Origin of the sequence: Bradyrhizobium sp. USDA 336 (assembly GCF_044908355.1) — a bacterium.
GTDB classification, from domain to species: domain Bacteria; phylum Pseudomonadota; class Alphaproteobacteria; order Rhizobiales; family Xanthobacteraceae; genus Bradyrhizobium; species Bradyrhizobium yuanmingense.
Genome location: NZ_JBIYDC010000002.1, coordinates 3981323 through 4003151, shown reverse-complemented (window position 1 = coordinate 4003151; position 21829 = coordinate 3981323). Strand labels below are relative to the sequence as shown.

The 21829-nt window shown below is 64.8% G+C and carries 21 protein-coding genes; 9 read left to right on the top strand and 12 right to left on the bottom strand.

Annotation, left to right across the window (positions count from 1 at the left end; translation table 11 throughout):
• Nucleotides 1-65 precede the first annotated feature (65 nt).
• Nucleotides 66-584: a septal ring lytic transglycosylase RlpA family protein gene (locus ABIA45_RS19675; protein ID WP_157284698.1), complete on the top strand. Its 519-nt coding sequence runs from the start codon at nt 66-68 to the stop codon at nt 582-584.
• Nucleotides 585-685: 101 nt separating this feature from the next.
• Entirely contained in the window at nt 686-841 is a 156-nt protein-coding gene (locus ABIA45_RS19670; RefSeq protein ID WP_172787410.1) for a hypothetical protein, read from the top strand.
• A 303-nt stretch (nt 842-1144) separates the two neighbouring features.
• Here ABIA45_RS19670 and ABIA45_RS19665 read toward each other — a convergent pair whose 3' ends face one another.
• The 3 genes from ABIA45_RS19665 to ABIA45_RS19655 form a co-directional block, all read right to left on the bottom strand.
• Nucleotides 1145-1465 (bottom strand): hypothetical protein, encoded by a 321-nt coding sequence (locus ABIA45_RS19665; RefSeq protein ID WP_275519361.1) that lies wholly within the window; start codon nt 1463-1465, stop codon nt 1145-1147.
• Between the two features lie 84 nt (nt 1466-1549).
• Nucleotides 1550-1822: a hypothetical protein gene (locus ABIA45_RS19660; protein ID WP_275508461.1), complete on the bottom strand. Its 273-nt coding sequence runs from the start codon at nt 1820-1822 to the stop codon at nt 1550-1552.
• A 142-nt stretch (nt 1823-1964) separates the two neighbouring features.
• Nucleotides 1965-2930, bottom strand: a complete 966-nt coding sequence (locus ABIA45_RS19655) for a LysR substrate-binding domain-containing protein (RefSeq protein WP_404653292.1) — start codon at nt 2928-2930, stop codon at nt 1965-1967.
• A gap of 60 nt (nt 2931-2990) precedes the next feature.
• Here ABIA45_RS19655 and ABIA45_RS19650 point away from each other — a divergent pair, with 60 nt between their 5' ends.
• Nucleotides 2991-4379, top strand: coding sequence for an MFS transporter (locus tag ABIA45_RS19650; protein ID WP_404653291.1), 1389 nt, complete (start codon nt 2991-2993; stop codon nt 4377-4379).
• Nucleotides 4380-4464: 85 nt separating this feature from the next.
• On the opposite strand, the gene ABIA45_RS19645 is transcribed toward ABIA45_RS19650, so the two are convergent.
• A complete protein-coding gene (locus ABIA45_RS19645; RefSeq protein WP_404653289.1) occupies nt 4465-7149 on the bottom strand; it encodes an alpha/beta hydrolase fold domain-containing protein in 2685 nt (894 codons plus the stop codon).
• Nucleotides 7150-7340: 191 nt separating this feature from the next.
• Here ABIA45_RS19645 and ABIA45_RS19640 point away from each other — a divergent pair, with 191 nt between their 5' ends.
• Nucleotides 7341-7589, top strand: a complete 249-nt coding sequence (locus ABIA45_RS19640; protein WP_036025032.1) for a hypothetical protein — start codon at nt 7341-7343, stop codon at nt 7587-7589.
• 77 nt (nt 7590-7666) lie between these two features.
• Nucleotides 7667-9151 (top strand): carboxylesterase/lipase family protein, encoded by a 1485-nt coding sequence (locus ABIA45_RS19635; RefSeq protein ID WP_404653288.1) that lies wholly within the window; start codon nt 7667-7669, stop codon nt 9149-9151.
• A 7-nt stretch (nt 9152-9158) separates the two neighbouring features.
• Here the strand turns inward: ABIA45_RS19635 and ABIA45_RS19630 are convergent, their stop codons facing one another.
• Nucleotides 9159-9338 carry a hypothetical protein gene (locus ABIA45_RS19630; RefSeq protein WP_036006694.1) on the bottom strand — a complete coding sequence of 60 codons (180 nt, stop codon included), beginning with the start codon at nt 9336-9338 and terminating at the stop codon, nt 9159-9161.
• Between the two features lie 154 nt (nt 9339-9492).
• On the opposite strand from ABIA45_RS19630, the gene ABIA45_RS19625 reads away from it, so the two are divergent.
• Nucleotides 9493-10287, top strand: a complete 795-nt coding sequence (locus ABIA45_RS19625) for a DODA-type extradiol aromatic ring-opening family dioxygenase (protein WP_404543302.1) — start codon at nt 9493-9495, stop codon at nt 10285-10287.
• Between the two features lie 48 nt (nt 10288-10335).
• On the opposite strand, the gene ABIA45_RS19620 is transcribed toward ABIA45_RS19625, so the two are convergent.
• Genes ABIA45_RS19620 through glgC form a run of 3 tightly spaced genes read right to left on the bottom strand, consistent with a single transcriptional unit; the run spans nt 10336 to nt 13342 of the window.
• Nucleotides 10336-10596, bottom strand: coding sequence for a SemiSWEET transporter (locus ABIA45_RS19620; protein ID WP_036006700.1), 261 nt, complete (start codon nt 10594-10596; stop codon nt 10336-10338).
• A 32-nt stretch (nt 10597-10628) separates the two neighbouring features.
• The gene (gene glgA / locus ABIA45_RS19615; RefSeq protein WP_271543738.1) at nt 10629-12083 is read right to left on the bottom strand and encodes a glycogen synthase GlgA; all 1455 of its coding nucleotides are present in this window, start codon (nt 12081-12083) and stop codon (nt 10629-10631) included.
• Nucleotides 12080-13342, bottom strand: coding sequence for a glucose-1-phosphate adenylyltransferase (gene glgC, locus ABIA45_RS19610; RefSeq protein ID WP_157284691.1), 1263 nt, complete (start codon nt 13340-13342; stop codon nt 12080-12082). Before glgC ends, glgA begins: the two co-directional genes overlap by 4 nt.
• Nucleotides 13343-13683: 341 nt before the next feature.
• Between glgC and ABIA45_RS19605 the strand changes: the two genes are divergently transcribed.
• From ABIA45_RS19605 to ABIA45_RS19595, 3 genes are all read left to right on the top strand, one after another.
• The gene (locus tag ABIA45_RS19605) at nt 13684-14139 is read left to right on the top strand and encodes a hypothetical protein (protein ID WP_404653287.1); all 456 of its coding nucleotides are present in this window, start codon (nt 13684-13686) and stop codon (nt 14137-14139) included.
• Nucleotides 14140-14773: 634 nt separating this feature from the next.
• Nucleotides 14774-15619 carry a CmcJ/NvfI family oxidoreductase gene (locus ABIA45_RS19600; protein WP_271543743.1) on the top strand — a complete coding sequence of 282 codons (846 nt, stop codon included), beginning with the start codon at nt 14774-14776 and terminating at the stop codon, nt 15617-15619.
• A gap of 117 nt (nt 15620-15736) precedes the next feature.
• Complete coding sequence (locus ABIA45_RS19595) at nt 15737-16906, top strand: Gfo/Idh/MocA family protein (protein ID WP_404653284.1); 1170 nt, start codon at nt 15737-15739, stop codon at nt 16904-16906.
• 200 nt (nt 16907-17106) lie between these two features.
• Here the strand turns inward: ABIA45_RS19595 and ABIA45_RS19590 are convergent, their stop codons facing one another.
• From ABIA45_RS19590 to ABIA45_RS19575, 4 genes are all read right to left on the bottom strand, one after another.
• Complete coding sequence (locus tag ABIA45_RS19590) at nt 17107-18417, bottom strand: ABC transporter substrate-binding protein (RefSeq protein WP_157284164.1); 1311 nt, start codon at nt 18415-18417, stop codon at nt 17107-17109.
• 149 nt (nt 18418-18566) lie between these two features.
• The gene (locus ABIA45_RS19585) at nt 18567-18947 is read right to left on the bottom strand and encodes a hypothetical protein (protein WP_404655707.1); all 381 of its coding nucleotides are present in this window, start codon (nt 18945-18947) and stop codon (nt 18567-18569) included.
• Nucleotides 18948-19118: 171 nt separating this feature from the next.
• On the bottom strand, nt 19119-20222 hold the full coding sequence (locus ABIA45_RS19580; protein WP_404653283.1) for an NAD(P)/FAD-dependent oxidoreductase: 1104 nt from the start codon (nt 20220-20222) through the stop codon (nt 19119-19121).
• Nucleotides 20223-20501: 279 nt separating this feature from the next.
• On the bottom strand, nt 20502-21734 hold the full coding sequence (locus ABIA45_RS19575; protein WP_036006753.1) for an SMP-30/gluconolactonase/LRE family protein: 1233 nt from the start codon (nt 21732-21734) through the stop codon (nt 20502-20504).
• Nucleotides 21735-21829: the final 95 nt, after the last annotated feature.

Sequence of the window (21829 nt, the reverse complement as noted above, 5' to 3'; positions counted from 1 at the left end):
TTTTGTTCCGACAAGGTTCTGCCCTCATTGCCCACCGAAACTTGGGGTTGTTCGGAGGGCGCATCATGTCTCGCATTGCAAGTGCCGAAACTGCCCGGATGTCGCTGGCGAGCTCGAGCCGGTTGTTGGTCGCAATCCTTGGGGCCGCATCGCTCGCCGCCTGCTCGCAATCGCCGGTCGGCCGTCAGAAAGCCGATCTCGCCGGAACAACCCGGCAAGCCGCGGTCGAGCGCCCGCACAGGGTGGCGGCGCTGCATCCGCGCCCGATCAGCCGGGCGCGCGTCCCCGACCGTGACGCAAAGCAAACCGCTTCGCACGGTATCGCCAGCTTCTATTCGGATACGCAGACCGCGAGCGGCGAGAAGTTCGACAGGAACGAATTGACCGCGGCGCATCCCACCCTGCCGTTCGGCACCAAGCTGCGCGTTACCGAGACCTCCTCCGGCCGTTTCGTTACGGTCAGGGTCAACGATCGCGGGCCCTTCGTGCGCGGACGCGTGGTCGACATCTCGCCGTCCGCCGCCGAGGCGCTCGGCATGGTCGACAAGGGCATTACCAATGTCAGGCTCGAAGTCGTGCAATAGGGCGCCACGCGTCGCGACCGTGCGGGACGCTTAACCGGCTGTTAGCGGCTTCTCAAGCACCATGGCTGTCCGCACAATTCGGGGCTTTGGGGGGGCGACGCTTGAACACGATCCAGCATCTCGAAGATCAGGCTGCGCGCGCCGAGCGGCTCGCCAAACGGATCACGGATACGCTGACGATCGAAAAGCTGCTGACCTTCGCGGGCGAACGCCGCCGCGAGATCGAGGTCATCGCCGGCAAGCACCGCCGCAACTAAAGCGCGATGCGGTCAGGTTTGATTGCTACAAGGAAGGTGCATTTCCTCTCCCGCAAAGCGCAGGGCTATCGCATACGACTTGTGACGGCGGCCTGCGCGCACGCCTCGTCCTTCGAGACGGCGCTGACGCGCCTCCTCAGGATGAGGCTAATCAGCATCAGTACTCGTTGAAACTGCTGACGCGCACTCCGCCCCATCCTGAGGAGCCCGCCCAAAGCGGGCGTCTCGAAGGATGGACGCAATGCGATAGTCTTTCCCGCAAGCAGGGAGGGAGCGCACCTCCGTCCTTTCGGCAAGCGAGCTTCATTTCATCGCGCTTTGAGAATGGCTTTCGATGAAGTCGCTGAGATAATCGGGGAGCTCTATTCCATAGATGTCGCAGCGCGCGCGGATCTCGCCGGCGACGTCGCACGAGATATCCCTCATCCAGTGCTCGAGCGTGTTGAACGAGATCACCTTGATCGGGTCATTGAAGCAGCCGGCGACGAGCTCGCCGATCGTGGCGTCGAGATCGCTACGCTCGATGCGGATTTCGGTCGCCTCGTCACGGCGATCGACCACTACGAACAGGGTCTGGTCCGCTCCGTAAGGCACGATCGGTGATGATACGCCGGCGTCAAACATCTCGAGGCGCTCACGTCATTGCTTTGATCCCTGACAACGGGAAGAACCGGAAGAAGGTTCCTGCTCGCGCGCTTGTGAGGGGCGTCAGAGAAATTCTCTCAAGCGCGACAGCTCGAGGACGTGTTCGGGGGAGAGGATTTCGGTGACGAGCGGCGGCTGCGCCACGGTGCGGATCTCGTAGAGATGGCGGGTCGTCGCCGGCTTCTGCATGAAAGCCGAGATGCAATCGTCGAGCGTGCCTTCGATGAGCTGGTAGGGCTCCCGGTCAGGCTGGCGCTGATTGGCTAGTGATGGCCATTTATGCAGCACCGCAAGCGCGCCGAAATCGACCTTTGAATCCCCGACCACGTCCCCCATCGCCCTGCCTCACGCAAAACACGACCCCAGCACACGTGCTCGCGTGCCGGGGCCCATAAACCTATCGCTGCATCTCAATGCCACGAAGCCCCAACGCGGCAGCCGGGAAATAGTTCCCGGCCAATGCGCTCCGGCGCAACGCTCAATCGCTGGGAATCTTCGGAATGTGCAATATCCAGCGGACAAACGCCTTCACCCGGGGATCTTTGGCCATTGCCGCGGGCCAGCGCACGATTTGAGCCTTGCTCGACGGCAAGTCCCATGATGGCGGAAGCACCCGTACCAGCCTGCCGTCCCTGAGCGCATCCTGGACCAGCAGCGAACGCGCAAGCACGATCCCATTGCCGGCCAGGGCCGCGGCTATGGCGGTGGCTATCGTCGCAAAACGTATCTTGGCGGGTGGCGGGCGGCCGAGGCCCAATCGTTCAAACCAGGAGGTCCATGACCATTCGACCCCGCGGTCGTCGCCGGTCGGGCCCTTGTGCAGGAGCGGCAAGGATTTGAGGCGCGTCACGTCGGTCAGTGGCTGCTGGCCAGGCAGCAGGCGTGGGTGGCAGACGGGGTAAACATGCTCGCGAAATAGCAAGCGCTGCGTCGACGTTGGCCTCAAGCCCGCCGCTGGTTGCCACACAACCGCTACGTCGAGATCGGTCGACCTCGCATGTGCGTCGGCTTCACGTACGGCCAGCTCAACCGGTATGCCCGGATGCTCTAGCGCAAAATCGGGCAAGCGGCGCACGAGCCAATAGTCGGCAAGCGCTGCACCGACGCCGACTTTCAACGCCGGCGGCGGAGCGGCGGCGCGACAAAGCGCACGAAAATCCGCCATCCTGTCGAGCAAACCGGCCAACTCGTTCGAGAGCGCAATACCGGCGGGCGTGGCGCACAAGCCACTCGGCTGCCGAATGAGGAGGGGCGTCCCGACGAAGTCCTCGAGCTTGCGCAGCCGATGACTGACCGCGCTCTGCGTGAGCCCGAGCTCCGCGGAGGCGCGCGTGACGCTCGCATGTCTCAAGGCTGCCTCGAACGCAATCAGCCCGTCAAAGGGAGGAAATGAACGCATTGCATCATCATGAATCATTTTCATACCGATGTGAATGCATTGCATTGGCGCAGGCCTCGCCCCCGCATGCATATCGGTACCAGACGCTTTCAAGATGGGACAACGATGATCACGCCTGAACCCGACCTGCAGTCCAGAGGCCGTTGGCACGACCTGCTGCCGGCGATGATGCTCGGCATGGCGGCCTTTCTGACGCAATTCGACGTGACCGCGGTTGTTGTCGCGATGCCGGCCATGGCCGCCGAACTCGGTTTCGGCAGCGCTGCCTACGCCTGGGTGATGGATGCCTATAGTCTGGCATTTACCGGTGGGCTGCTCGCTGCGGGCGCGCTGGCCGACAAGTATGGACGTCGACGCGCTCTGCTTGGCGGCAACGTCGTGTTCCTGGTCGGATCGATCATTTGCGGCTTCGCGGCGGGCGGTTCAATGCTGTGGGCCGGGCGCGCAGTTCAAGGCCTCGGCGCGGCGTTCGTCATCACGGGTGGCATTGCGCTGCTTGCGAATGCCTATGCTCGGCCTGACGAGCGCGCCCGCGCCTTTGCATTCATGGGCGTGCTCTCAGGCATCGCCATGGCGCTCGGACCAGCGCTCGGGGGACTTGTTTCGGCCTGGTTCGGATGGCGCTGGATCTTCCTCGCCAATATCCCGCTTTGTCTGCTCACGCTTCTGGCCGTTCCGCGGTTGGTCGCAGAGTCGCGTGATCCCGCCGGCCGCCCGCTGGACTGGAGCGGTGTCGTGCTTCTCACCCTTGCGCTTGGTATTGCGATCGAGAGCCTGCTGGAGGGAGGTGAAGTGCCGGCCCGGATTGCAGCGGGGCTCGGATTGAGCGCCTGTCTGCTCGCCATCTTCGTGATGCAGCAGCGCCGGCGGCCCGTTCCGATTTTCGACCCCGCTGTGTTCATGCGGCCGGTCATGGTCGGCATTTCCTCGCTGCTGATTGCTGTTTCCGTCGGATACTGGGCGGTTCTCGTCTATCTGCCTCCGTTCCTGAACGCAGCGTTCGGCTGGGCAGGCCCGTCCGTTGGCTTCGCAATGCTCTTGGCGACGTTGCCGATGCTTCTGCTGCCGCCCTATGGTGCTCGCCTCGCAACACGCTGGGGCTGGCGCCGGCTGTTCGCGACGGCGATGCTGGCGCTGCTGGCAGGAGATCTCATTCTGGTCCTGGCGGCGAGCGGCTGGCTGCTGAATGCGCAAGTCGTTCTCGCTGCGGCGGCGACCGGAATGCTGTTGACCGGGATTGGCGCAGTCCTGGCGCATCCGCAACTGTCGAGCGCTGTCGTTGCGCTGGTGCCCCCGGCCCAAGCGGGCATGGCCTCGGCGGTCACCGTGGTCATGCGGCAGGCCGGATTTGCACTCGGCATCGCAGCGCTCGGTGCGATTCTATCGGAGGAAGGAACGGCTGCCGATTATGCGTGGCCGTGGCTTGTTGCGGCTCTTGGATCAGCAGGCGGCCTCATCGCCGCAGCGATGTTGCTGCCCGACCAGCAGCCTTAGCTGTATCCGGCGCATACAGCCGGCTGCCGGCGCCACACCAATCGCGACGCCGGCCGGGAAACGGTTCCCGGCGGCCTGTCGCCACTCAGCTCGCGGCCGCCGCGATCCTGCGCCCGGGGCTGTCATGCTCCTGGTTGTTCTCGCCGCGGCGGACCTCCGGCGGCAGCCCGGCAAAGCGCCGCAAGGCCTCCGCCATCTGCACCCGGCCCGACACGCCTGTGATCACCACGTCCACCATCGCGAAGGACGAGTGGAAGTGGCCGCGCGCCTTCAGTTGCTCGACCGGCACGCCCGCTGCGGCCATTGCCTCGGCATAGGCGATGCCCTCGTCGCGCAGCGGATCGAACTCGCAGGTGACCACGAGCGCCGGCGGCAGGCCGGCAACCTTGCCGCGCAGCGGCGAGACCCGCGGGTCGGTACGGTCCGCCGGCGAGCAGTAGAGGTCCCAGAACCAGTACATCAGCGAGCGCGTCAGGAAGTAGGCGGTCCCATTTTCGTCGTAGGAGGGCCGATCGAAGCTGCAGTCGGTGACCGGGCAGACCAGAAGCTGGCCGGCGATGGCTGGCCCGCCGCGGTCGCGCGCGAGCTGGCAGGTGACGGCCGCGATGTTGCCGCCGGCGCTCCAGCCGGCGACCAGTACTGGGCCCGGCTTGCCGCCGAGCTCGGCGGCGTGCTCGGCGATCCAGCGCGTGGCCGCATAGCCGTCCTCGGCGGCCGTCGGGAAGCGATGCTCCGGTGCGTGGCGATAACCGACGCTGACGAACATCATGCCGGTCCGCCGCACCATGTCGCGGCAAAACGGCTCGTCCGATTGCTCGTCGCCGAGCACCCAGCCGCCGCCGTGGAAATAGACAACGACCGGGTGCGGTCCCGGCGTCGCCGGCTTGTAGACGCGGTAGGGCAACGCACCGCCCGCGACAGGCAGGGTGCCGTCGACGATCTCGCCGATTGGCCGACCCGCAGGGCGGCCCTTGTTGAACTCGTTGACGAAGGCGCGGGCGCCGAGCGCGCCCATCGACTCGATCGGCGGCAGGTTGAGCGAGGCGAGCAGGTTCAGCACCAGCCGCACGTCCGGCTGCAGCCGCACCACCTCGCCGTCATTGCATTGCACGGCGCCCTTGGGGCCGGTGAGCTTGAAGCCGAGCATGCCGCGGCTGACCACCTCGTCGCAAATGCTGCGATAAGGGCCGACGCCGCCGGTATAGGGCATCAGGCCCTGCACCTTGCCGGGCACGTTGGCGCCCGTGTACCAGGTGTTGGCGAGACGGTGCAGCGTCAGCATCGAGCAGTCGGCCATGTGCCTGTTCCAGCCGGCCTGTGCCGTCTCGGTCGGCTCGATTGTGGTGAAGCCGGCATCGCGCAGCGATGCAAGGCGATCGACCACCCAGTCGACATGCTGCTCGATCGACACCGCCATGTTCGACAGCACCGACGGGCTTCCGGGTCCGGTAATCATGAAGAAGTTCGGGAAGCCCTCGACCGTGAGGCCGAGATAGGTCTGCGGTCCCTGCGCCCAGACATCGGACAGCGACTTGCCACCGCGCCCGGTGATCGGATGCACGGCACGGATCGCGCCGGTCATGGCATCGAAGCCGGTTGCGAAGACGATGACGTCGAGGTCGAAGCTGCGGCCGTTCGTGGAGATGCCGCTCGCGGTGATCGCCTTGATCGGCTCCTTGCGCAGATTGACCAACGTGACGTTCGGCCGGTTGTAGGTTGCGTAATAATTGGTCTCGAGGCAGGGGCGTTTCGCGCCGAAAGGATGGTCGTCCGGCATCAGCGCCGCGGCGGTCTCGGGATCCTTGACGGCGACGCGGATCTTTTCGCGGATCAGGTCCTGGACGATCTTGTTGCCGTCGACGTCGACGGCCTGGTCGGCCCAGAGCTGCGTCAGGATGTGGACGAGGTCGCCCGCTGCCCAGGCGCGCTCGAACCGCTCGCGGCGCTCGGCATCGCTCAATTGCCAGCTCACGACCGTCTGCTGCGGGTAGGGCACGCCGGCCATCGACTGCCGCGCCTGCTCGCGATAGGCGGCGCGGTCGCTCTGCAGCAGGCTCAGGCGGTCCGCGGGCGCCGGGCCGTTATGCGCCGGCAATGCGAAATTAGGTGTGCGCTGGAACACCGTCAGATGCGCGGCCTGCTCGGCGATCACAGGGATCGACTGGATCGCCGAGGAGCCCGTGCCGATCACGGCGACGCGCTTTCCGGTGAGATCGACGCCGTCATGCGGCCAGCGTCCCGTGAAATAGACCTCGCCCTTGAAGTCCTTGACGCCGTCGATCTCCGGCGGCTTTGGCGCGGAGAGGCAACCGGTCGCCATGATGTAATGGCGGCAGGAGACGGGTGGCCCATTGTCCGTAGTGATGAGCCAGCGCTCGGATGCTTCGTCCCACCTGGCTTCGGTGACCTTGGTCTTGAAACGGATGTCGCGGCGCAGATCGTAGCGATCGGCGACGAAGCCGAGATAGCGCAGGATCTCGGGCTGGGTCGCGTATTTCTCCGACCAGGTCCAGGCGGTCTCGAGCTCCGGATCGAACGTGTAGCTGTAGTCGATGGTCTGGATGTCGCAGCGCGCGCCCGGATAGCGGTTCCAGTACCAGGTGCCGCCGACATCGCCGGCCTCGTCGAGCCCGACTGCCGAGAACCCCGCCTTGCGCAGGCGATGGAGAAGGTAGAGGCCGGCAAATCCGGCGCCGACCACGGCAACATCGACCTGCTGAGCGGTTCCGCGCTCATCGGAGGCACGTGTGGCAACCATTGCGTCAGGCATGGTATTCCTCCCGGATGTCTTGTTTTGGCGGCAGGCTATCGCCGCAGGCTCAGCTTGTCATTACAGCAAGTGCAATCTCAGGGTGGTCGTTTGCGGCGGCTTCGTGACCGCGCGAAGGTTGCGGCACCACACGCACCGCGATGCACAATGGCCGTGATCGCCCGGGGTAATCAGCCATCGTCCTTCTGTGTATGCTTGCGCTTACAAGCCACGCGTACCGCCCGGGCGTCATGACAGAGTTGAGTGAGCGAACCAGAGCGAACATGGACGTCGTCCTCGAGCAGACATGCCGGCAACTGCCGCATGGCGGCGATCACGACAGCCGCAGGTTCATCGCCGAGCGCCTGATCGAGGCGGCACGGGCGGGCCACTCCACGCTGGGCGAGCTCGGCATCGTCGCGCGCCACGCGCTCGCGGAGCTGATTGGCAAAGGCGGTTAGGCTCAAGGCGCGAGGCTTGCCTTGCCGACGGCTCTGGACATAACCTGCCGAAACCCTTCATCGAGATGGTTGCGAAGATGCGGGCCTTGCTTGCATTCGTTGCGGCTATTGCAGTCTTGTGTGGCGCCGGTTCGGCCGCCGCTCAGCCGGTCGGACAGTTTCCATTCGCGCTGACCCGTGAAGGGCAGATGCTCGGCGCCGTGGAAGGCGAGGTGGCCTCCTTCAGGGGGCTGGCTTACGCGGCGCCCCCGGTAGGCGCGTTGCGCTGGCAACCGCCGCAGCCGACGACCGAAAGCTCGGAGATGCGCACCGCTTACGAATACGGCGCGCCGTGCCTTCAGCCGGCGCTGCCGGCGGCGAGCGAGGATTGCCTGACGCTGAACGTGTTTCGTCCTTTCGGGGTCGACGGCCCGTTGCCGGTGATGGTGTTCATCCCTGGCGGCGCGTTCGTCACGGGCACCGCGAACGATCCGCTGTTCGATGGCGCCAAGCTGGCGCAGGCGGGCCTCATCGTGGTCACCGTGAATTATCGCCTCGGCGCGCTCGGCTGGCTCTCGCATCCCGCGCTGTCGGACGCCGGCTCCGGCAATTTCGGCCTGATGGACCAGATCGCCGCGCTGCACTGGGTGCACGACAACATCGCGGCCTTCGGCGGCGATCCCGGCAACGTCACGCTGTTCGGCAGCGATGCAGGCGCGACATCGATCGCGCTGCTGATGTTGTCCGCGCAAGCGCGCGATCTCTTCCACAAGGCCATTCTGCAATCGGTGCCCGGCCGCGCGCGCCTGCGTTCGGCAGATGAGGCCGAGGCCGTCGGCCGGGAGTTCGTGGCCGCGCTTTCGGTGAACATGGATCTGCGTGCAGTCGAGCCGCGGCGCCTGCTGGCCGCCGAGAAACAATTGCTGGAGACATCGCCAAGCAGCTTTGCACCGATGATGGATGGACGTCTTGTGAGCGAGGACCTCGCCGCAGGTTTTGCGGCCGGACGCCAAAGCCGCATTCCCCTGATCGTCGGCTCGAACCAGGATGAGACCGGCTCGGAGAACGAGACCGCGATCAAGGAGGAGCTTGCGCCGCCGGGCGCGGGCGGCGGCGAATTGCGCAAGCTCTATCCCGATCTCACCAGACCGTCGGATCTCGCGGCAAGAATTTACACCGACAAGGTCTTTTCCGAGCCGGTGCGGCTGCTGGCACGTCTGCACGCGGCAGGCGGCGCGCCGACCTTTCGCTATCGCTTCGCCTATGTGCCGGAGGCCAGGCGCGCCAATCCGGACGTCGGCCACGGGCGCGAGCTGCAGTTCATCTTCGGTGCGGAAGGCGTGCCCGGTGCGGGCATCCTGTCGCGGCGCGATCGCGAGGTCGCAGGCCGCATGCGCGCCTATTGGATAAACTTCGCCCGAAGTGGCGATCCCAATGGTCCCGACCTACATGGTCCCGACCTGCCACGCTGGGACGCAGCTGGCGGCGATCGCCTGCTGCTGATCACGAACGATGGCATCGCGAGCGGTGACGATCCGTTCGCGGATCGCCTCGATCGGCTCGCAAATGAGGGCAGGAGATGAATCGGATTTAAGCCGCGAGCTCGACGCGCGGCGCCGGGCTGAGCCGGTCTTCCTCCAGATAGTCCATCGCGCCGTCCTTCTCGACGGCATAGAACTGCTGGCCATCCCGCGACTTGAAGGCGGCGCGGACGACACCGCGGCGGCCCTTGTCACTGTTGACGACGTCCCCCAGCGCAAACTTCCTCATCGCACGTCTCACTTGTCTTCAGGCCGACTGCTTCGGCCCAGCGGGGATTCTGGGCGGCAAATCGTTAACGACTTGCTAACCATGCCGCTTTGCCTATGCTCACCGCCGATCGTGCGGACCGCTCGCACGCGCCTGTTGTCAACGAGACGAGCCGATGACGCGATTTCCGACCCTGTTCCTGTCGCATGGCGGCGGCCCCTGGCCCTTCATGGAGGACAGGCGGGTGCAATACGCCAGGACTGCCGAGGCGTTCGCGAACCTGCCGCAGCTTCTGCCCGAGAGGCCGAAGGCGGTGCTGGTCATCACCGGGCATTGGGAAGCCGACGCCTTCACGGTCTCGACCTCGCCGCATCCACCGATGGTGTACGACTATTACGGTTTCCCCGAGCATACCTACCAGCTCAAATATCCGGCGCCGGGCAAGCCCGAGCTTGCCGCGCAAGTGAAGGCGCTGCTCGCGCACGCCGGCCTCGATTGCCGCGAAGATCCCGACCAGGGTTTCGATCACGGCACGTTCGTTCCGCTCGGGCTGATGTATCCGAATGCCGACATGCCGATCGTGCTGCTGTCGCTGAAGTCCAGCTATGACGCGGCCGAGCACGTCAAGGTGGGGCAGGCGATCGCATCCTTGCGCGACGAAGGCATCCTGATCGTCGGCAGCGGCCTGACCTATCACAACATGCGCGGCTTCAACCGTCCGGAGTCCAAGCCCGTCTCGTATGATTTCGAGGCCTACCTGAACGAGGCAATCAGCAACCCCGATGCGGCGCGCCGCAATGCCATGCTGGTCGATTGGGAGAATGCGCCGAGCGCCCGCCTTGCGCATCCGCGCGAGGATCATCTGCTGCCGCTGATGGTGGCGGCCGGTGCTGCGGGAAGCGACGTCGGACGGCGCGTCTTCGTCGACGAGGTCGCGCATGTGGCGATGGCCTCGTATGTGTTTGGGTAATGATCTCTTCTCCGTCGTCCCACAAGCGGGGAGAGGCGAAGAAAAGCCTCACCCATATCTCAGCTTCATTACCAGAATGCCGCCGGCAAGAACCATGGTGACGGCGTTCGCCGCGACCAGAGGGGCATCGCCTGAAAGCAAGCCGTAGATGAGCCAGAGCGTGAGGCCCAGCATCATGACCAGAAACATGCCGAGGGAAATGTCGCGCGCCGAGCGGGTCTTCCAGACCTTGATGAACTGCGGCGCGTAGGCGACGGTGGTGCAGGTGGCGGCGGCAAAGCCGAGCAGCTTGATCGCGAAGGGGTCCATGTCCGGCTCTATAGCATGGATTCGGCTCTGCCTCACGCGCGGGCCGTCATCAGCCCGCGGTACAGCGCGGCATAGTCGCCGGCGCGGTTGCGCCAGGAGACGTCGGTCGCAAGGCCGCTGCGTTGCAAGCGGCGCCAGGTCAGCTTGTCGTGGAAGGCGGTGTTGGCCTTGCGCAGCGTGCCGGCGAGGGCATCCGCCGTCACGGGGGCGAACTTGAAGCCGGTGGCATCGTGGCCGGACGCGTCGGCCTCGCCGATATCGACGATGGTGTCTTCGAGGCCGCCGACGCGCGAGACGATCGGCACCGCGCCATAGCGCAGCGCGCAGAGCTGGGTCAGGCCGCACGGCTCGAAGCGCGACGGCACGATCAGCGCGTCCGAGCCGGCCTGGATCAGGTGCGCCAGGATTTCGTCATAGCCGATCACGACGCCGATCCGGCCCGGATTGGAGCGGGCCGCGGCCTGGTAGCCATCCTGCAGATCGCGGTCGCCGCTGCCGAGCAGCGCGAGCTGCATGCCTTCGCGCAGGATGGTTGGGATGGCTTCCATCAGGAGATCGAGCCCCTTCTGCCACGACAGCCGGCTGATGACGCCGAGCAGTGGCGCTTCGTCCGAGGAATCGAGATTGAACTGCTGCTGCAGCACCGCCTTGTTCGCGGCCCGGAAGGTCAGGTCTTCCGCGCCGAAGCGGTAGGCGATGTGCGGATCGGTTTGCGGATTCCAGACCTCGGTGTCGATGCCGTTGAGGATGCCGCTCAGCACGCTCGATCGTTCACGAAGCAGGCCGCCGAGGCCCATGCCGCCTTCGTCGCTCTGGATTTCCTTCGCGTAGGTCGGCGATACCGTGGTGATGCGATCGGCAAGGCGCAAGCCGGCCTTCAAGAAGCTGATGCCGCCGAAATATTCCAGTTCGCTGACGTTGAAGGCATGCCAGGGCAGGCCGATCGATCCGATCAGCTCAGGGGCGAACTTGCCCTGGTAGGCCATGTTGTGAATGGTCATCACGGTGCCGGGCCGCGGACGATTGTCGTAGTGCAGATAGGCCGGCGCGAGCCCCGCCTGCCAATCGTGGGCGTGCACGACATCGGGCACGAAGGCCGGCGCGAGGCCGTGGCCGATATCGGCCGCCACGCGCGACAGCGCGGCGAAGCGCACGCCGTTGTCCGCCCAGTCGATGCCATCGGTGGTGACATAGGGGTTGCCCGGCCGCGCATAGAGATGCGGCACGTCCAGCACGAACAGATCGAGCCCGGCATGCGAGCCCGCCAGCAGCCGGCCGGGGCCTCCGAAATAATCCGGCCAGCGCCGCAGTTCCTCTGTGCCGGACAAAAGGCGCATCACGTCGGGATAGCCCGGCAGCAAGGTGCGCATCTCGACGCCATGCGCCTTCAGCGCAACCGGCAGCGCGCCCGCAACATCTGCGAGGCCGCCGGTCTTGATGAGGGGATAGACTTCAGAGGCGACCGCGAGGACGCGAACAGGCATCATGTATTGAGCCTGTCGATCATCGGCTGGGTGATCAGCGAGATGCCCTGCTCGGTGGTGCGGAAGCGCTTTCCGTCGAACTCGGGATCCTCGCCGACGACGAGCCCTTCCGGGATCTCGACGCCGCGGTCGATCACGACGTTCCTCAAGCGGGCGCCGCGGCCGACATTCACGTAGGGCATGATCACCGCGTTCTCGACATTGGCGTAGGAGTTGATGCGCACGCCGGTGAACAGCAGCGAGCGGCGCAGCGAGGCGCCGGAGATGATGCAGCCGCCGGAGACCAGCGAACTCACCGCCTGGCCGCGCCGGCTCTCCTCGTCATGGACGAATTTCGCCGGCGGCGTGATCTCGGCATAGGACCAGATCGGCCAGGCGCGGTCGAACAGGTCGAGCTCGGGCACCACGTCGGTGAGGTCGATATTGGCGGCCCAATAGGCGTCGACCGTGCCGACGTCGCGCCAATAGGCGGGGGTGTCGGTGCCGGAGCGAACGCAGGAGGTCGAGTATTGGTGCGCCATCGCGCGGCCGTTCTTGACGAGGTAGGGAATGATGTCCTTGCCGAAATCGTGGTTCGAGTTCGGGTCCTCGGCATCGCGCTTGAGCTGATCGAACAGGAATCTCGCGTCGAACACGTAAATGCCCATGCTGGCGAGCGAGACGTCCGGCTTGCCCGGCATCGGCGGCGGATCTTTCGGCTTCTCCAGGAACTCCTGAATCCAGCCGTTCTCGTCGACATGCATGATGCCGAAACCGGAGGATTCGGTCCGCGGCATCTCGAGGCAGCCGACGGTGACGTCGGCGCCGCTCTCGACGTGCTGGCGCAGCATCACCTCGTAGTCCATTTTGTAGATGTGGTCTCCGGCCAGCACGACGATGAAGCGGCAGGCGTGGGATTCGATGATGTCGATGTTCTGGTACACCGCGTCCGCCGTGCCGACATACCACATGCTCTCGGAGACGCGCTGGCTGGCGGGGAGGATGTCAAAACTCTCGTTGCGTTCGGGGCGGAAGAAGTTCCAGCCCATCTGAAGGTGCCGGATCAGGCTGTGCGCCTTGTATTGGGTCGCCACCGCGATACGGCGGATGCCGGAGTTCACCGCGTTCGACAGCGCGAAATCGATGATGCGGGATTTGCCGCCGAAATAGACCGCCGGCTTGGCGCGGCGGTCGGTCAGCTCCAGCAGGCGGCTGCCGCGTCCTCCGGCCAGGACAAAGGCCAGCGCCTGACGGGCAAGCGGCTCGGGTCTCGCGGCACTCATGTGATCCTCCCACAACTCTGGCGCTCGCGAGAAGCCTCCCGGCCGCGCACATTGGAACCGATAGTAATGGCACGAATAGTAAATCGTGAAGGTGGTTGTTGGTTGCGAATGCACGGGAAGCTTAATGCCTTGCCGGGTGATCGGGCCTCAGCCACCGTCGCGCGGCTGTCACAGGCGGCGACGTCGCCGGGCACCGGTTGATCAGAACGGAGGCAAGCGTCTTGTGCGGTGCACGCAAACTCCAGGCTTTGAAATTCAATGCTTTGACTTGGCGCGAGGATGTCCGATCATGGCGCTGCGATCCTTTATTCCAAGCGAAAGGTCAGACAGGGAGTAAGACGATGAGGATCTGGAAAACGGCAATTGCCTGTTCGTTGGCCGGCGTGGTCATGGCGGCCCAGATCGGGCAGGCCACGGCAGGCCCGATGCCGACCAATGTCGCGGCGATGAAGGCTGCGGCCGGTGATAATGTCACACCGGTGCATTGGCGCGGCGGTGGCTGGGGCTTTGCCCTCGGTGGTCTCGCAGCCGGCGCGCTCATCGGCGGCGCCATCGCCAGCAGCGCGCCTTACGGTTACTATGGCAGACCCTATTACGGTGGCTACGGCTATGGATATCCGGGCTACGGCTATGGTTACGCCCCCGCCTATTACGGCGGCTACGGCTACGCACCGGTCTATCCGCGATATTATCGGCCGTACCGTCCGTATTACAGCTATGGCTATTACCGGCCGTACCGGGTTTACCACCGCCCGTTCGGTGTCTATCCCCGTCCCTACTACCGCGCCTATTGGTGAGCACCGCGCGGCTAGAATGACAGCCACACGATCAGGCTCATGCATGCAACATGCATGAGCAGGATCGCGGCGAGATGCAATGGCGGGCTTGAGGTGAAGCCTGTGCATTCGGTGGGCTCCGCCTAGTTCGATCCCGCGGCCGCGAAGCTGCGGTCGGCGGCTGCGGTCAGCGAAATGGCCGACCGATCGATGATGGCGTGGGCGCCGACGAGCAGGCTACGATCGATCTGTATTTCCGCTGGAGACTGATCAAGCAGAAGCTGGACGCAGCGGAGATCGTGGGCCGTTCATTCACGGACGCAATCGAAGGCGAAAATGTAATGCTCCGTCGTCATTCCGGGGCGCGACGAAGTCGCGAGCCCGGAATCCATTCATCGACAGACATTGCGGCTCGATGGATTCCGGGCTCGCCCTTCGGGCGCCCCGGAATGACGACTGTGGGTGTGAGAGCTCACGAGTCACTCAAGCATTCGTGAAGCGCGACGAGCACGTTCCAGCGCAATCGCCTTCTTCGAAATATTCCTTCTGCATTCTCACCGCCCGACAACACCCTCATTGCTATTTGCACCGCAGCTCTTGCGGCATGGCGCACTCCCGCAAAGATCAATCCGACGACCACATCGGGAGACCGGCCATGGGCCTGCAAGAAACAAAAATCGAATCGCTTCCCTTCGTCACTGCCGAACTCAACTATCTCGCACCGATCGAAGGCAAGCCGCGTACCTACGCGTTTGATCCGCCGCCGGGTGAGCCCAAGAGCACTTCGCTGCCGGAGCCGCATAAGGTGCCGATCTTCGATGCGCGGCTTATCGCGCAGAACTTCTCGCTGGATCGAGAGGGCTTTGCGTTGGTGCGTCACCCGACGCAGGTGAAGGATTTCTACAACGAGGACGAGGTGAGGGCGGTCTACTATCCCGCCGTGGAGGCCTTTCTGCGCGCGACGCTGAAGGCCGACCGCGTCGTCATCTTCGATCACACCGTGCGCAAGCGTGTTGAGGGCGCGCCTGATATCCGCGACGGCGGCCCGCGTCAGCCTGCCACGCGCGTCCATGTCGACCAGACCATCACGTCCGGCGCCAACCGCGTCCGCGAGCATCTGCCTGATGAAGCCGAAGAGCTGCTGAAGGGGCGCGTGCAGGTGATCAATCTGTGGCGGCCGATCCGCGGTCCCTTGCGGGATTCACCGCTCGCCATGGCCGACGGAACCACGGTCAAGCCGGAAGACCTCGTCGCTTCCGACCTGATCTATCCCAACCGCCGCGGCGAGACCTATTCGGTGAAGTACAATCCGAACCACCGCTGGTTCTATTTCCCGGAGATGATGCCCGACGAGGCGCTACTGCTGAAGTGCTACGATTCCGCAACCGACGGCCGCACCCGTTTCGGGCCGCATACCGCATTCGTCGATCCGACCACGCCGGCCGATGCCGCGCCCCGCGAGAGCATCGAGGTCCGCACGCTGGTGTTCCACCAGCAGTAACAAAGTGTGATGGCCCTGCCGGGTCCATGCATCATGGGCGCGGGCGTCGTTCAGGTCTCGGTGGATTAGGCCCCCGAGCACGCTATAGTGCCGCCCAAAGCAAGACAGGGGGGCGCTATGACTGGGATCAAGGTGGGACTCGTCGGCTGCGGCTTCGTGTCGGAGCTGCACATGTATGCGTTCCGGCGCGTCTATGGCGTTGACGTCGAGGTCGCGGCGGTTGCTGCCCGCGGCGACAAGGTTGTCGCGTTTGCCGGGCATCACAATATCCCGCGTGTTTACCGGAGCTTCGCCGAGCTGATCGCCGACCGCGATCTCGACGTCGTCGACATCTGCACCCCGCCCAATCTTCACGCCGAGATGATCGTCGCCGCCATGCAGTCCGGCAAGCACGTCATCTGCGAAAAGCCGTTCGCCGGCTATTTCGGCCGCGAAGGCGATCAGCAGCCGATCGGCAAGCACGTGCCGAAGGCGCTGATGTATGAGCGCGTGATCGAGGAGATGGACAGGACGCGCGCCGCGATCGAGCGCACGGACAAGCTCTTCATGTATGCCGAGGACTGGATCTACGCGCCGGCCGTGACCAAGACCGCCGAGATCATCAAGGCGACCAAGGACAAGATCCTGTTCATGAAGGGCGAGGAGAGCCATTCCGGCTCGCACGCCGCGCATGCCGCGCAATGGGCGATGACCGGCGGCGGCTCGCTGATCCGCATGGGCTGCCATCCCCTCTCGGCCGTGCTGTATCTGAAGCAGGTCGAAGCCAAGGCGCGCGGCGAGCGCATCCATGTGGCCAGCGTCACCGGCGATGTCGGCAACGTCACCGCCGGGCTCAAGCCGGAGGAGCGCAGCTACATCAAGGCCAATCCCGTCGACGTCGAGGACTGGGGCACGCTCACCGCCACTTTCTCGGACGGCACCAAGGCGACGGTGTTCTCCGGCGACATGATCATGGGCGGCGTGCGCAATCTGATCGAGACCTATACGAGCGGCGGCTCCCTGTTCGCCAACATCACGCCGAACAATCATCTGATGAGCTATCAGACCAACGAGGAGAAGCTCGCTTCCGTCTACATCACCGAGAAGGTGGACCGCAAAACCGGCTGGCAATATGTCTGCCTCGAGGAGGAATGGACGCGCGGCTATTTGCAGGAGATCCAGGACTTCATGGAATGCGTCGCGACCGGGCGCCAGCCGCTTTCGGACCTCGCGCTGGCGTATGAGACGATCAAGGTGAACTACGCGGGATATTGGGCGGCGGAGGAGGGGCGGCGGGTGGTGTTGTGAAAGCAACGTGTCTCCGCAGGCACGCTTCCCTTCTCCCCTTGCGGGAGAAGGTGGCGCGAAGCGCCGGATGAGGGGTTGTTTCCGCGCATCCCAATGAGAGTTGAACACGCGGAGGGAGACCCCTCACCCGTCTCGCCGCTAACGCGGCGAGCCACCCTCTCCCGCAAGGGGAGAGGGTGTACACCGCCCGTGCCGCCCCCTCACGCCCCGTAGGTCGAGCCCTTCGGCAGCGGGAAGACTGGGTCCTGCGTGCGGATGTTGGTCGGCCACACCACGGAGATGTGCGCGCCGGCGTTCTGCATCACGACCGGCGTCGAACGTTCGTTCTGGCCGGAGAGCGGCGTGCCCGGCGGGAAGAATTTCACGCCATAGCCCTGGATCGTGCCGCCCGCGGGGATGTCGACGTCGAGCGCCGCTTTCCGGATCGCCTCGGGCTCGAAGCTGCCGTACTTCTCCTTGGCGACCGGCAGCACGTTGTTGAGCAGCACCCAGGTCTGGTTGAAGCCCATCGAGCAGTGCGGCGGCACGTCGGTGGCGCCGGTCTTGGCCTGGTAGCGACTGACCATGGTCTTGATCAGATCGCCCATGCCGGGCGCGAGCTTGGCGGGATCGAGCAGCTGCGCCGGCACCGGGTCGATGTTGCAAAAATGGTCGATATCGGCGCCGAACGTGGCGCGCAGCTTGTCGAGCTGGCTGTAACCGGCACCGGCTCCGAACAGCATCTTGAAGCGCAGGCCGCTCTCGCGGGCCTGGCGCAGGAACAGGGTGATGTCAGGGTTGTAGCCCGCGTGCGAAATCACGTCGGCCTTGGCCCGCTTGATCTTCGTCACCAGCACCGAGAGATCGGGCGCCGAGGCCGAATAGCCTTCGCGCAGCACCACCGGAATGCCGGCCTCTTTCGCATAGGCTTCGTCAGCGGAGGCAACGCCGACGCCATAGGGGCCGTCCTCGTGAATCAACGCGACCTTGACCTCCTTCGGGTCCATGCCGAGCTTGGCTTTGGCATGCTCGGTGAGGAAGCTTGCAAAGGCCTGGCCGTATTGATCCGAATGGATCTGCGCGCGAAATACGTGTTGCAGATTCTTGTCCTTGAACACGGCGGTCGAGACCGCGGTCGTGATCCAGAGGATCTTCTTTTGCTGCTCGACCTTGGCCGCGAGCGGCACCGCATGCGAGCTCGCATAGACGCCGTTGAGGATGTCGATCTTCTCCTGGCTGATCAGGCGTTCGGCCTCGTTGATCGCAACGTCCGGCTTGCTCTGCGAATCCGCGGCGACCGGAGCAACCTTGTATTTGCCGCCGACACCGCCTTTCTCGTTGACGAGATCGATGGCGATCTGCGCGCCGATCGAGGAGGCGACCGAACCGCCGGCGGCGAAGGGGCCGGTGAGGTCGTAGATCAGGCCGATGCGTATAGTCTCGGCTTGTGCCTGGGCGCGGGTCCAATCGAGGCTGAGTGCGGCGGCGGCAGCCGCCGAGGTCTTCAGCAGCTGCCTGCGTGAAGTCGGCATCCTATCCTCCCTCAAATCCGTCGTTCGATCTTGTTGTTGTTCGCGAAGTATGGGGAGCGGGACGGCGGAAAGTCAACATCGCGAAAGTCGAGTTTCGTCCTCCGCGGGCCGGGAGTGCAATTGCGAAAGGGACCTCCGCACACCCGCGATCACTGCTCCAAGCGCCGCGCCAGATAGCGCGCGGTCTTTCCAACGGCCTTGGCCAGCTGATGCGGCGTTCCCGATGCGACGATATTGCCGCCTTCGTCACCGGCACCGAGATCGATGATCCAGTCGCTGTGCGCCACGTCGTCCATGTCATGCTCGACCACGATCACGCTGTTGCCAACGATCCGTTCGAGCTGCGCGATCAGGCGCTCGACGTCGCGCGGGTGAAGGCCGGTGTAGATAGTCCCGAAGGCGAGCGAGGATTTCCCCGAGCCTGATACGCCCGTGAACACGACGAGGGCGTTGCGAGGAATGCGGACGTCGACGTTTCTCAGATTGTGCTCGCGCGCGCCCCGGACTCGCACGAAGCCGTCGTCCTGCATCAGGTCGGGTTGTCTTGGTCGATCGTCCATCTGGCTGCTCCGGGCCGCGTCGGGATTAACGGCAGGATCGCAGGATGGGTCCGTTGATGCCGGCGGGACGGTTATGATCTGACGAAGCCGAAAGCGTTCAGATTTCGATGGGCATGCGCTCACAACGCAGGGAGCGAGTCCTTATGACCACTGCCTCCGCGGCACATCAAGTGGCGGAAGGCGGGCCGGATCGAACGGCGCGAGGTCGACGTTGCGTGTCGCGCCTTCGACAATCAACTCCGCGAGTGCTTCGCCGGTTGCAGGGGCATTGAGGATACCCCAGACCCCATGGCCAGTCGCAACGTAGAGCGCTTCTTCCTGCGGCACGCGGCCAATCAACGGGGAGCCATCCGCTGTCACGGGGCGGTAGCACGCTTGTTTGGCGATGATCTTCTCCGGTCGGAACAGCGGCGAAAGTCGCTCTGAGATCTGTTGCAGCCTGTGCATGAGATTTGGCTCGGGCTCCACACGGGCCGGATCCGTAGGGAAGGTGTCTGTGTCGGGACAAGCGGTCACATAGGTGGTGCCGTCCGGGCGGGGGAACACCTCGATAGGGGTGACTTGGCCGCGAATCTCCATCTCGAGAAACAGGGCGTCCGCGGATACATGTGTGCCCGTGTCGTAGAGAACGCTGGGGCTGCGTTGCGCATACAGGGCGGGCAGACTCATCCACTTCGTGGCGAGCAGGGACCATGGACCCATTGCGATCACCACGGCGTCGGCCTCGATGATGCTATCGCCCACCCCGATGCCCTTGACGGTCGTGCAACCCGCCTCGCGCAGGATGCCCGTGAAGAGGCCATGGCGCAGCTCGGCGCCTTGCGCGATCGCCGCATTCATCATGGCCGATGTGAACTTCTGGGGATGAACGATGGCGGTCGTCTCGGTCGTGCCGATGCGCTGCGCGATGTGGATGCCGTTGCTGAGCCAGTCGAATGTAGAGCGCGTGTTCCGGCGCGGATCACCTTCGGGAACGACCCGGCCGCTGTATGCGCTCATCGGCCGGTAGTCCCAATGCCCGAGAAGCTCCAGGGGCAGTTGCGCGTGAAGCTTAAAACTGTGACGGGCCAAGGCGTCGAGGGGCGTGCCCGCGCACCAGTCGCGCGCCAGAAAGCCGCCGGCTTTGCCGGAGGCTGCAGCCGCCACGGCGGTCCGTTCGACGACGATGACATCGACACCATGCCGGCGGAGGAAATAAGCAGTGCAAGCTCCGATGACGCCGCCGCCACAGATTACAACACGCATCGCCTACTTCCTCACGGAGCCGATCGTTGCGGCCACAATCCGGCTCGCATAGCATACAGCCGCTGCTATTGCGATGCCTGCGGCGGCAGCATGGGATCGAAGGCCTCGTCGCTGTTCTTGTGAATGACTGCTTCTCATGCAAAGGCGTCGACGCCGGCGCCTCTCGCAATTTCACGTAAATCTCTCAGGGTCGTAGGGTGAGCACCATCTCGTTCCGTATCGGAGGGAGGGGTGGGCGCGCTTCGCTTGCCCACCCTACGCTAGCGGTGCACTCTTCGCTCAGCCCGGCCCTGCGCCCTGCGTCGCCGTATACACGGCGTAGAGCGATTGGCTCGCGGCCATGAACAGGCGGTTGCGCTTGGGGCCGCCGAAGCAGACGTTGCCGCACACTTCCGGCAGACGGATGCGGCCGAGCAGCTTGCCCTCCGGCGACCACACCGTGACGCCGCTGTAGCCGACGGCGCGCCCGGCATTGCTGGAGGCCCAGAGATTGCCGTTGACGTCGCAACGCAGGCCATCCGGTCCGCACTTCACGCCGTCGATCACGCAATCGGTGAACTTCTTCAGGTTCGACAGCTTGTTGTCGCTGCCGACGTCGAACACGAAGATCTCGCCCTTGCCGCCGGGGCCGGTGTCGCCCGGTCCCTTGCCGGTCGAGGCGATGTAGAGCTTCTTGTAGTCGGGCGAGAAGCAGAGCCCGTTCGGGTCGGGCACCTGGTCTTCGGTGACGACGAGGTCGATGCGGCCGGAGGGATCGATGCGGTAGCAGTTGGTCGGCAGCTCGCGCTTGCCCGGCACGAAGCCGGCCGGCTGTCCGATCCGCGGATTGAGCTTGCCGCCGGCATTACTCGGGCCGCCCGCGACGTCGGGCTCGCCTTCGTAGAGCTGGCCGCCATACGGCGGATCAGTGAACCAATAGCTGCCGTCGGGATGCGCGGCGATGTCGTTCGGCGAGTTCAGCTTCTTGCCCTGGTAGGACTCGGCGAGCACGGTGGCGGTGCCGTCATGCTCGTAGCGCGTCACCCGCCGTGTCAGGTGTTCGCAGGAGAGCTGGCGGCCCTGGAAGTCGAACGAGTTGCCGTTGGAATTGTTGGAGGGCGAGCGGAACACGCTGACGCGGCCGTCGTCCTCGGTCCAGCGCATTTGCCGGTTGTTGGGAATGTCGCTCCACAAGAGATAGCGGCCCTGCGCACTCCACGCCGGGCCTTCGGCCCAGAGCAGCCCGGTATAGAGACGCTTGATCGCGGTGTTGGGCTGGGCGAGATCGTTGAAGGACGGATCGACCGCGATGATGTCGGGGTCCCAGAAATAGGTCGTCGGCGCGCCGCCCGGGCCGAAATCGCGCGGCGGCGTCGTGATCGTCGTCGGCGGTGCGGCGGGCCCGGTCTGGGCCAGCGCGGGGCCCGCCAACGTGGCCGCGGCGCCGAGCGCCAGCCCCCCGACCAGCGTTCGTCGTGAAAGCGCAGCATCGTGCGCACGCTGCTCCTGCTCAGGAGCCTCCTGGCGTGTCATCGTGTCCTCCCGGTCATGTTCGGCCCGCCGGTTGATCCGGCCGAGCGAGGCGAAGGTTAGTCCGGTCCGCGTCAGGTTGCGAGGGGCAGACTTGA

Excerpts from the sequence above, each read along its gene's own strand:
- ABIA45_RS19640 (WP_036025032.1), top strand. The coding sequence starts at position 7,341 with ATGCTTGCGCTTACAAGCCACGCGTACCGCCCGGGCGTCATGACAGAG.
- ABIA45_RS19620 (WP_036006700.1), bottom strand. The coding sequence starts at position 10,596 with ATGGACCCCTTCGCGATCAAGCTGCTCGGCTTTGCCGCCGCCACCTGC.
- ABIA45_RS19585 (WP_404655707.1), bottom strand. The coding sequence starts at position 18,947 with ATGCAGGACGACGGCTTCGTGCGAGTCCGGGGCGCGCGCGAGCACAAT.
- ABIA45_RS19580 (WP_404653283.1), bottom strand. The coding sequence starts at position 20,222 with ATGCGTGTTGTAATCTGTGGCGGCGGCGTCATCGGAGCTTGCACTGCT.
- ABIA45_RS19650 (WP_404653291.1), top strand. The coding sequence starts at position 2,991 with ATGATCACGCCTGAACCCGACCTGCAGTCCAGAGGCCGTTGGCACGAC.
- ABIA45_RS19595 (WP_404653284.1), top strand. The coding sequence starts at position 15,737 with ATGACTGGGATCAAGGTGGGACTCGTCGGCTGCGGCTTCGTGTCGGAG.
- ABIA45_RS19675 (WP_157284698.1), top strand. The coding sequence starts at position 66 with ATGTCTCGCATTGCAAGTGCCGAAACTGCCCGGATGTCGCTGGCGAGC.
- ABIA45_RS19660 (WP_275508461.1), bottom strand. The coding sequence starts at position 1,822 with ATGGGGGACGTGGTCGGGGATTCAAAGGTCGATTTCGGCGCGCTTGCG.
- ABIA45_RS19600 (WP_271543743.1), top strand. The coding sequence starts at position 14,774 with ATGGGCCTGCAAGAAACAAAAATCGAATCGCTTCCCTTCGTCACTGCC.
- ABIA45_RS19645 (WP_404653289.1), bottom strand. The coding sequence starts at position 7,149 with ATGCCTGACGCAATGGTTGCCACACGTGCCTCCGATGAGCGCGGAACC.
- ABIA45_RS19575 (WP_036006753.1), bottom strand. The coding sequence starts at position 21,734 with ATGACACGCCAGGAGGCTCCTGAGCAGGAGCAGCGTGCGCACGATGCT.
- ABIA45_RS19630 (WP_036006694.1), bottom strand. The coding sequence starts at position 9,338 with ATGAGGAAGTTTGCGCTGGGGGACGTCGTCAACAGTGACAAGGGCCGC.
- glgC (WP_157284691.1), bottom strand. The coding sequence starts at position 13,342 with ATGAGTGCCGCGAGACCCGAGCCGCTTGCCCGTCAGGCGCTGGCCTTT.
- ABIA45_RS19625 (WP_404543302.1), top strand. The coding sequence starts at position 9,493 with ATGACGCGATTTCCGACCCTGTTCCTGTCGCATGGCGGCGGCCCCTGG.
- ABIA45_RS19665 (WP_275519361.1), bottom strand. The coding sequence starts at position 1,465 with ATGTTTGACGCCGGCGTATCATCACCGATCGTGCCTTACGGAGCGGAC.
- ABIA45_RS19635 (WP_404653288.1), top strand. The coding sequence starts at position 7,667 with ATGCGGGCCTTGCTTGCATTCGTTGCGGCTATTGCAGTCTTGTGTGGC.
- ABIA45_RS19655 (WP_404653292.1), bottom strand. The coding sequence starts at position 2,930 with ATGCAATGCATTCACATCGGTATGAAAATGATTCATGATGATGCAATG.
- ABIA45_RS19605 (WP_404653287.1), top strand. The coding sequence starts at position 13,684 with ATGAGGATCTGGAAAACGGCAATTGCCTGTTCGTTGGCCGGCGTGGTC.
- ABIA45_RS19590 (WP_157284164.1), bottom strand. The coding sequence starts at position 18,417 with ATGCCGACTTCACGCAGGCAGCTGCTGAAGACCTCGGCGGCTGCCGCC.
- glgA (WP_271543738.1), bottom strand. The coding sequence starts at position 12,083 with ATGATGCCTGTTCGCGTCCTCGCGGTCGCCTCTGAAGTCTATCCCCTC.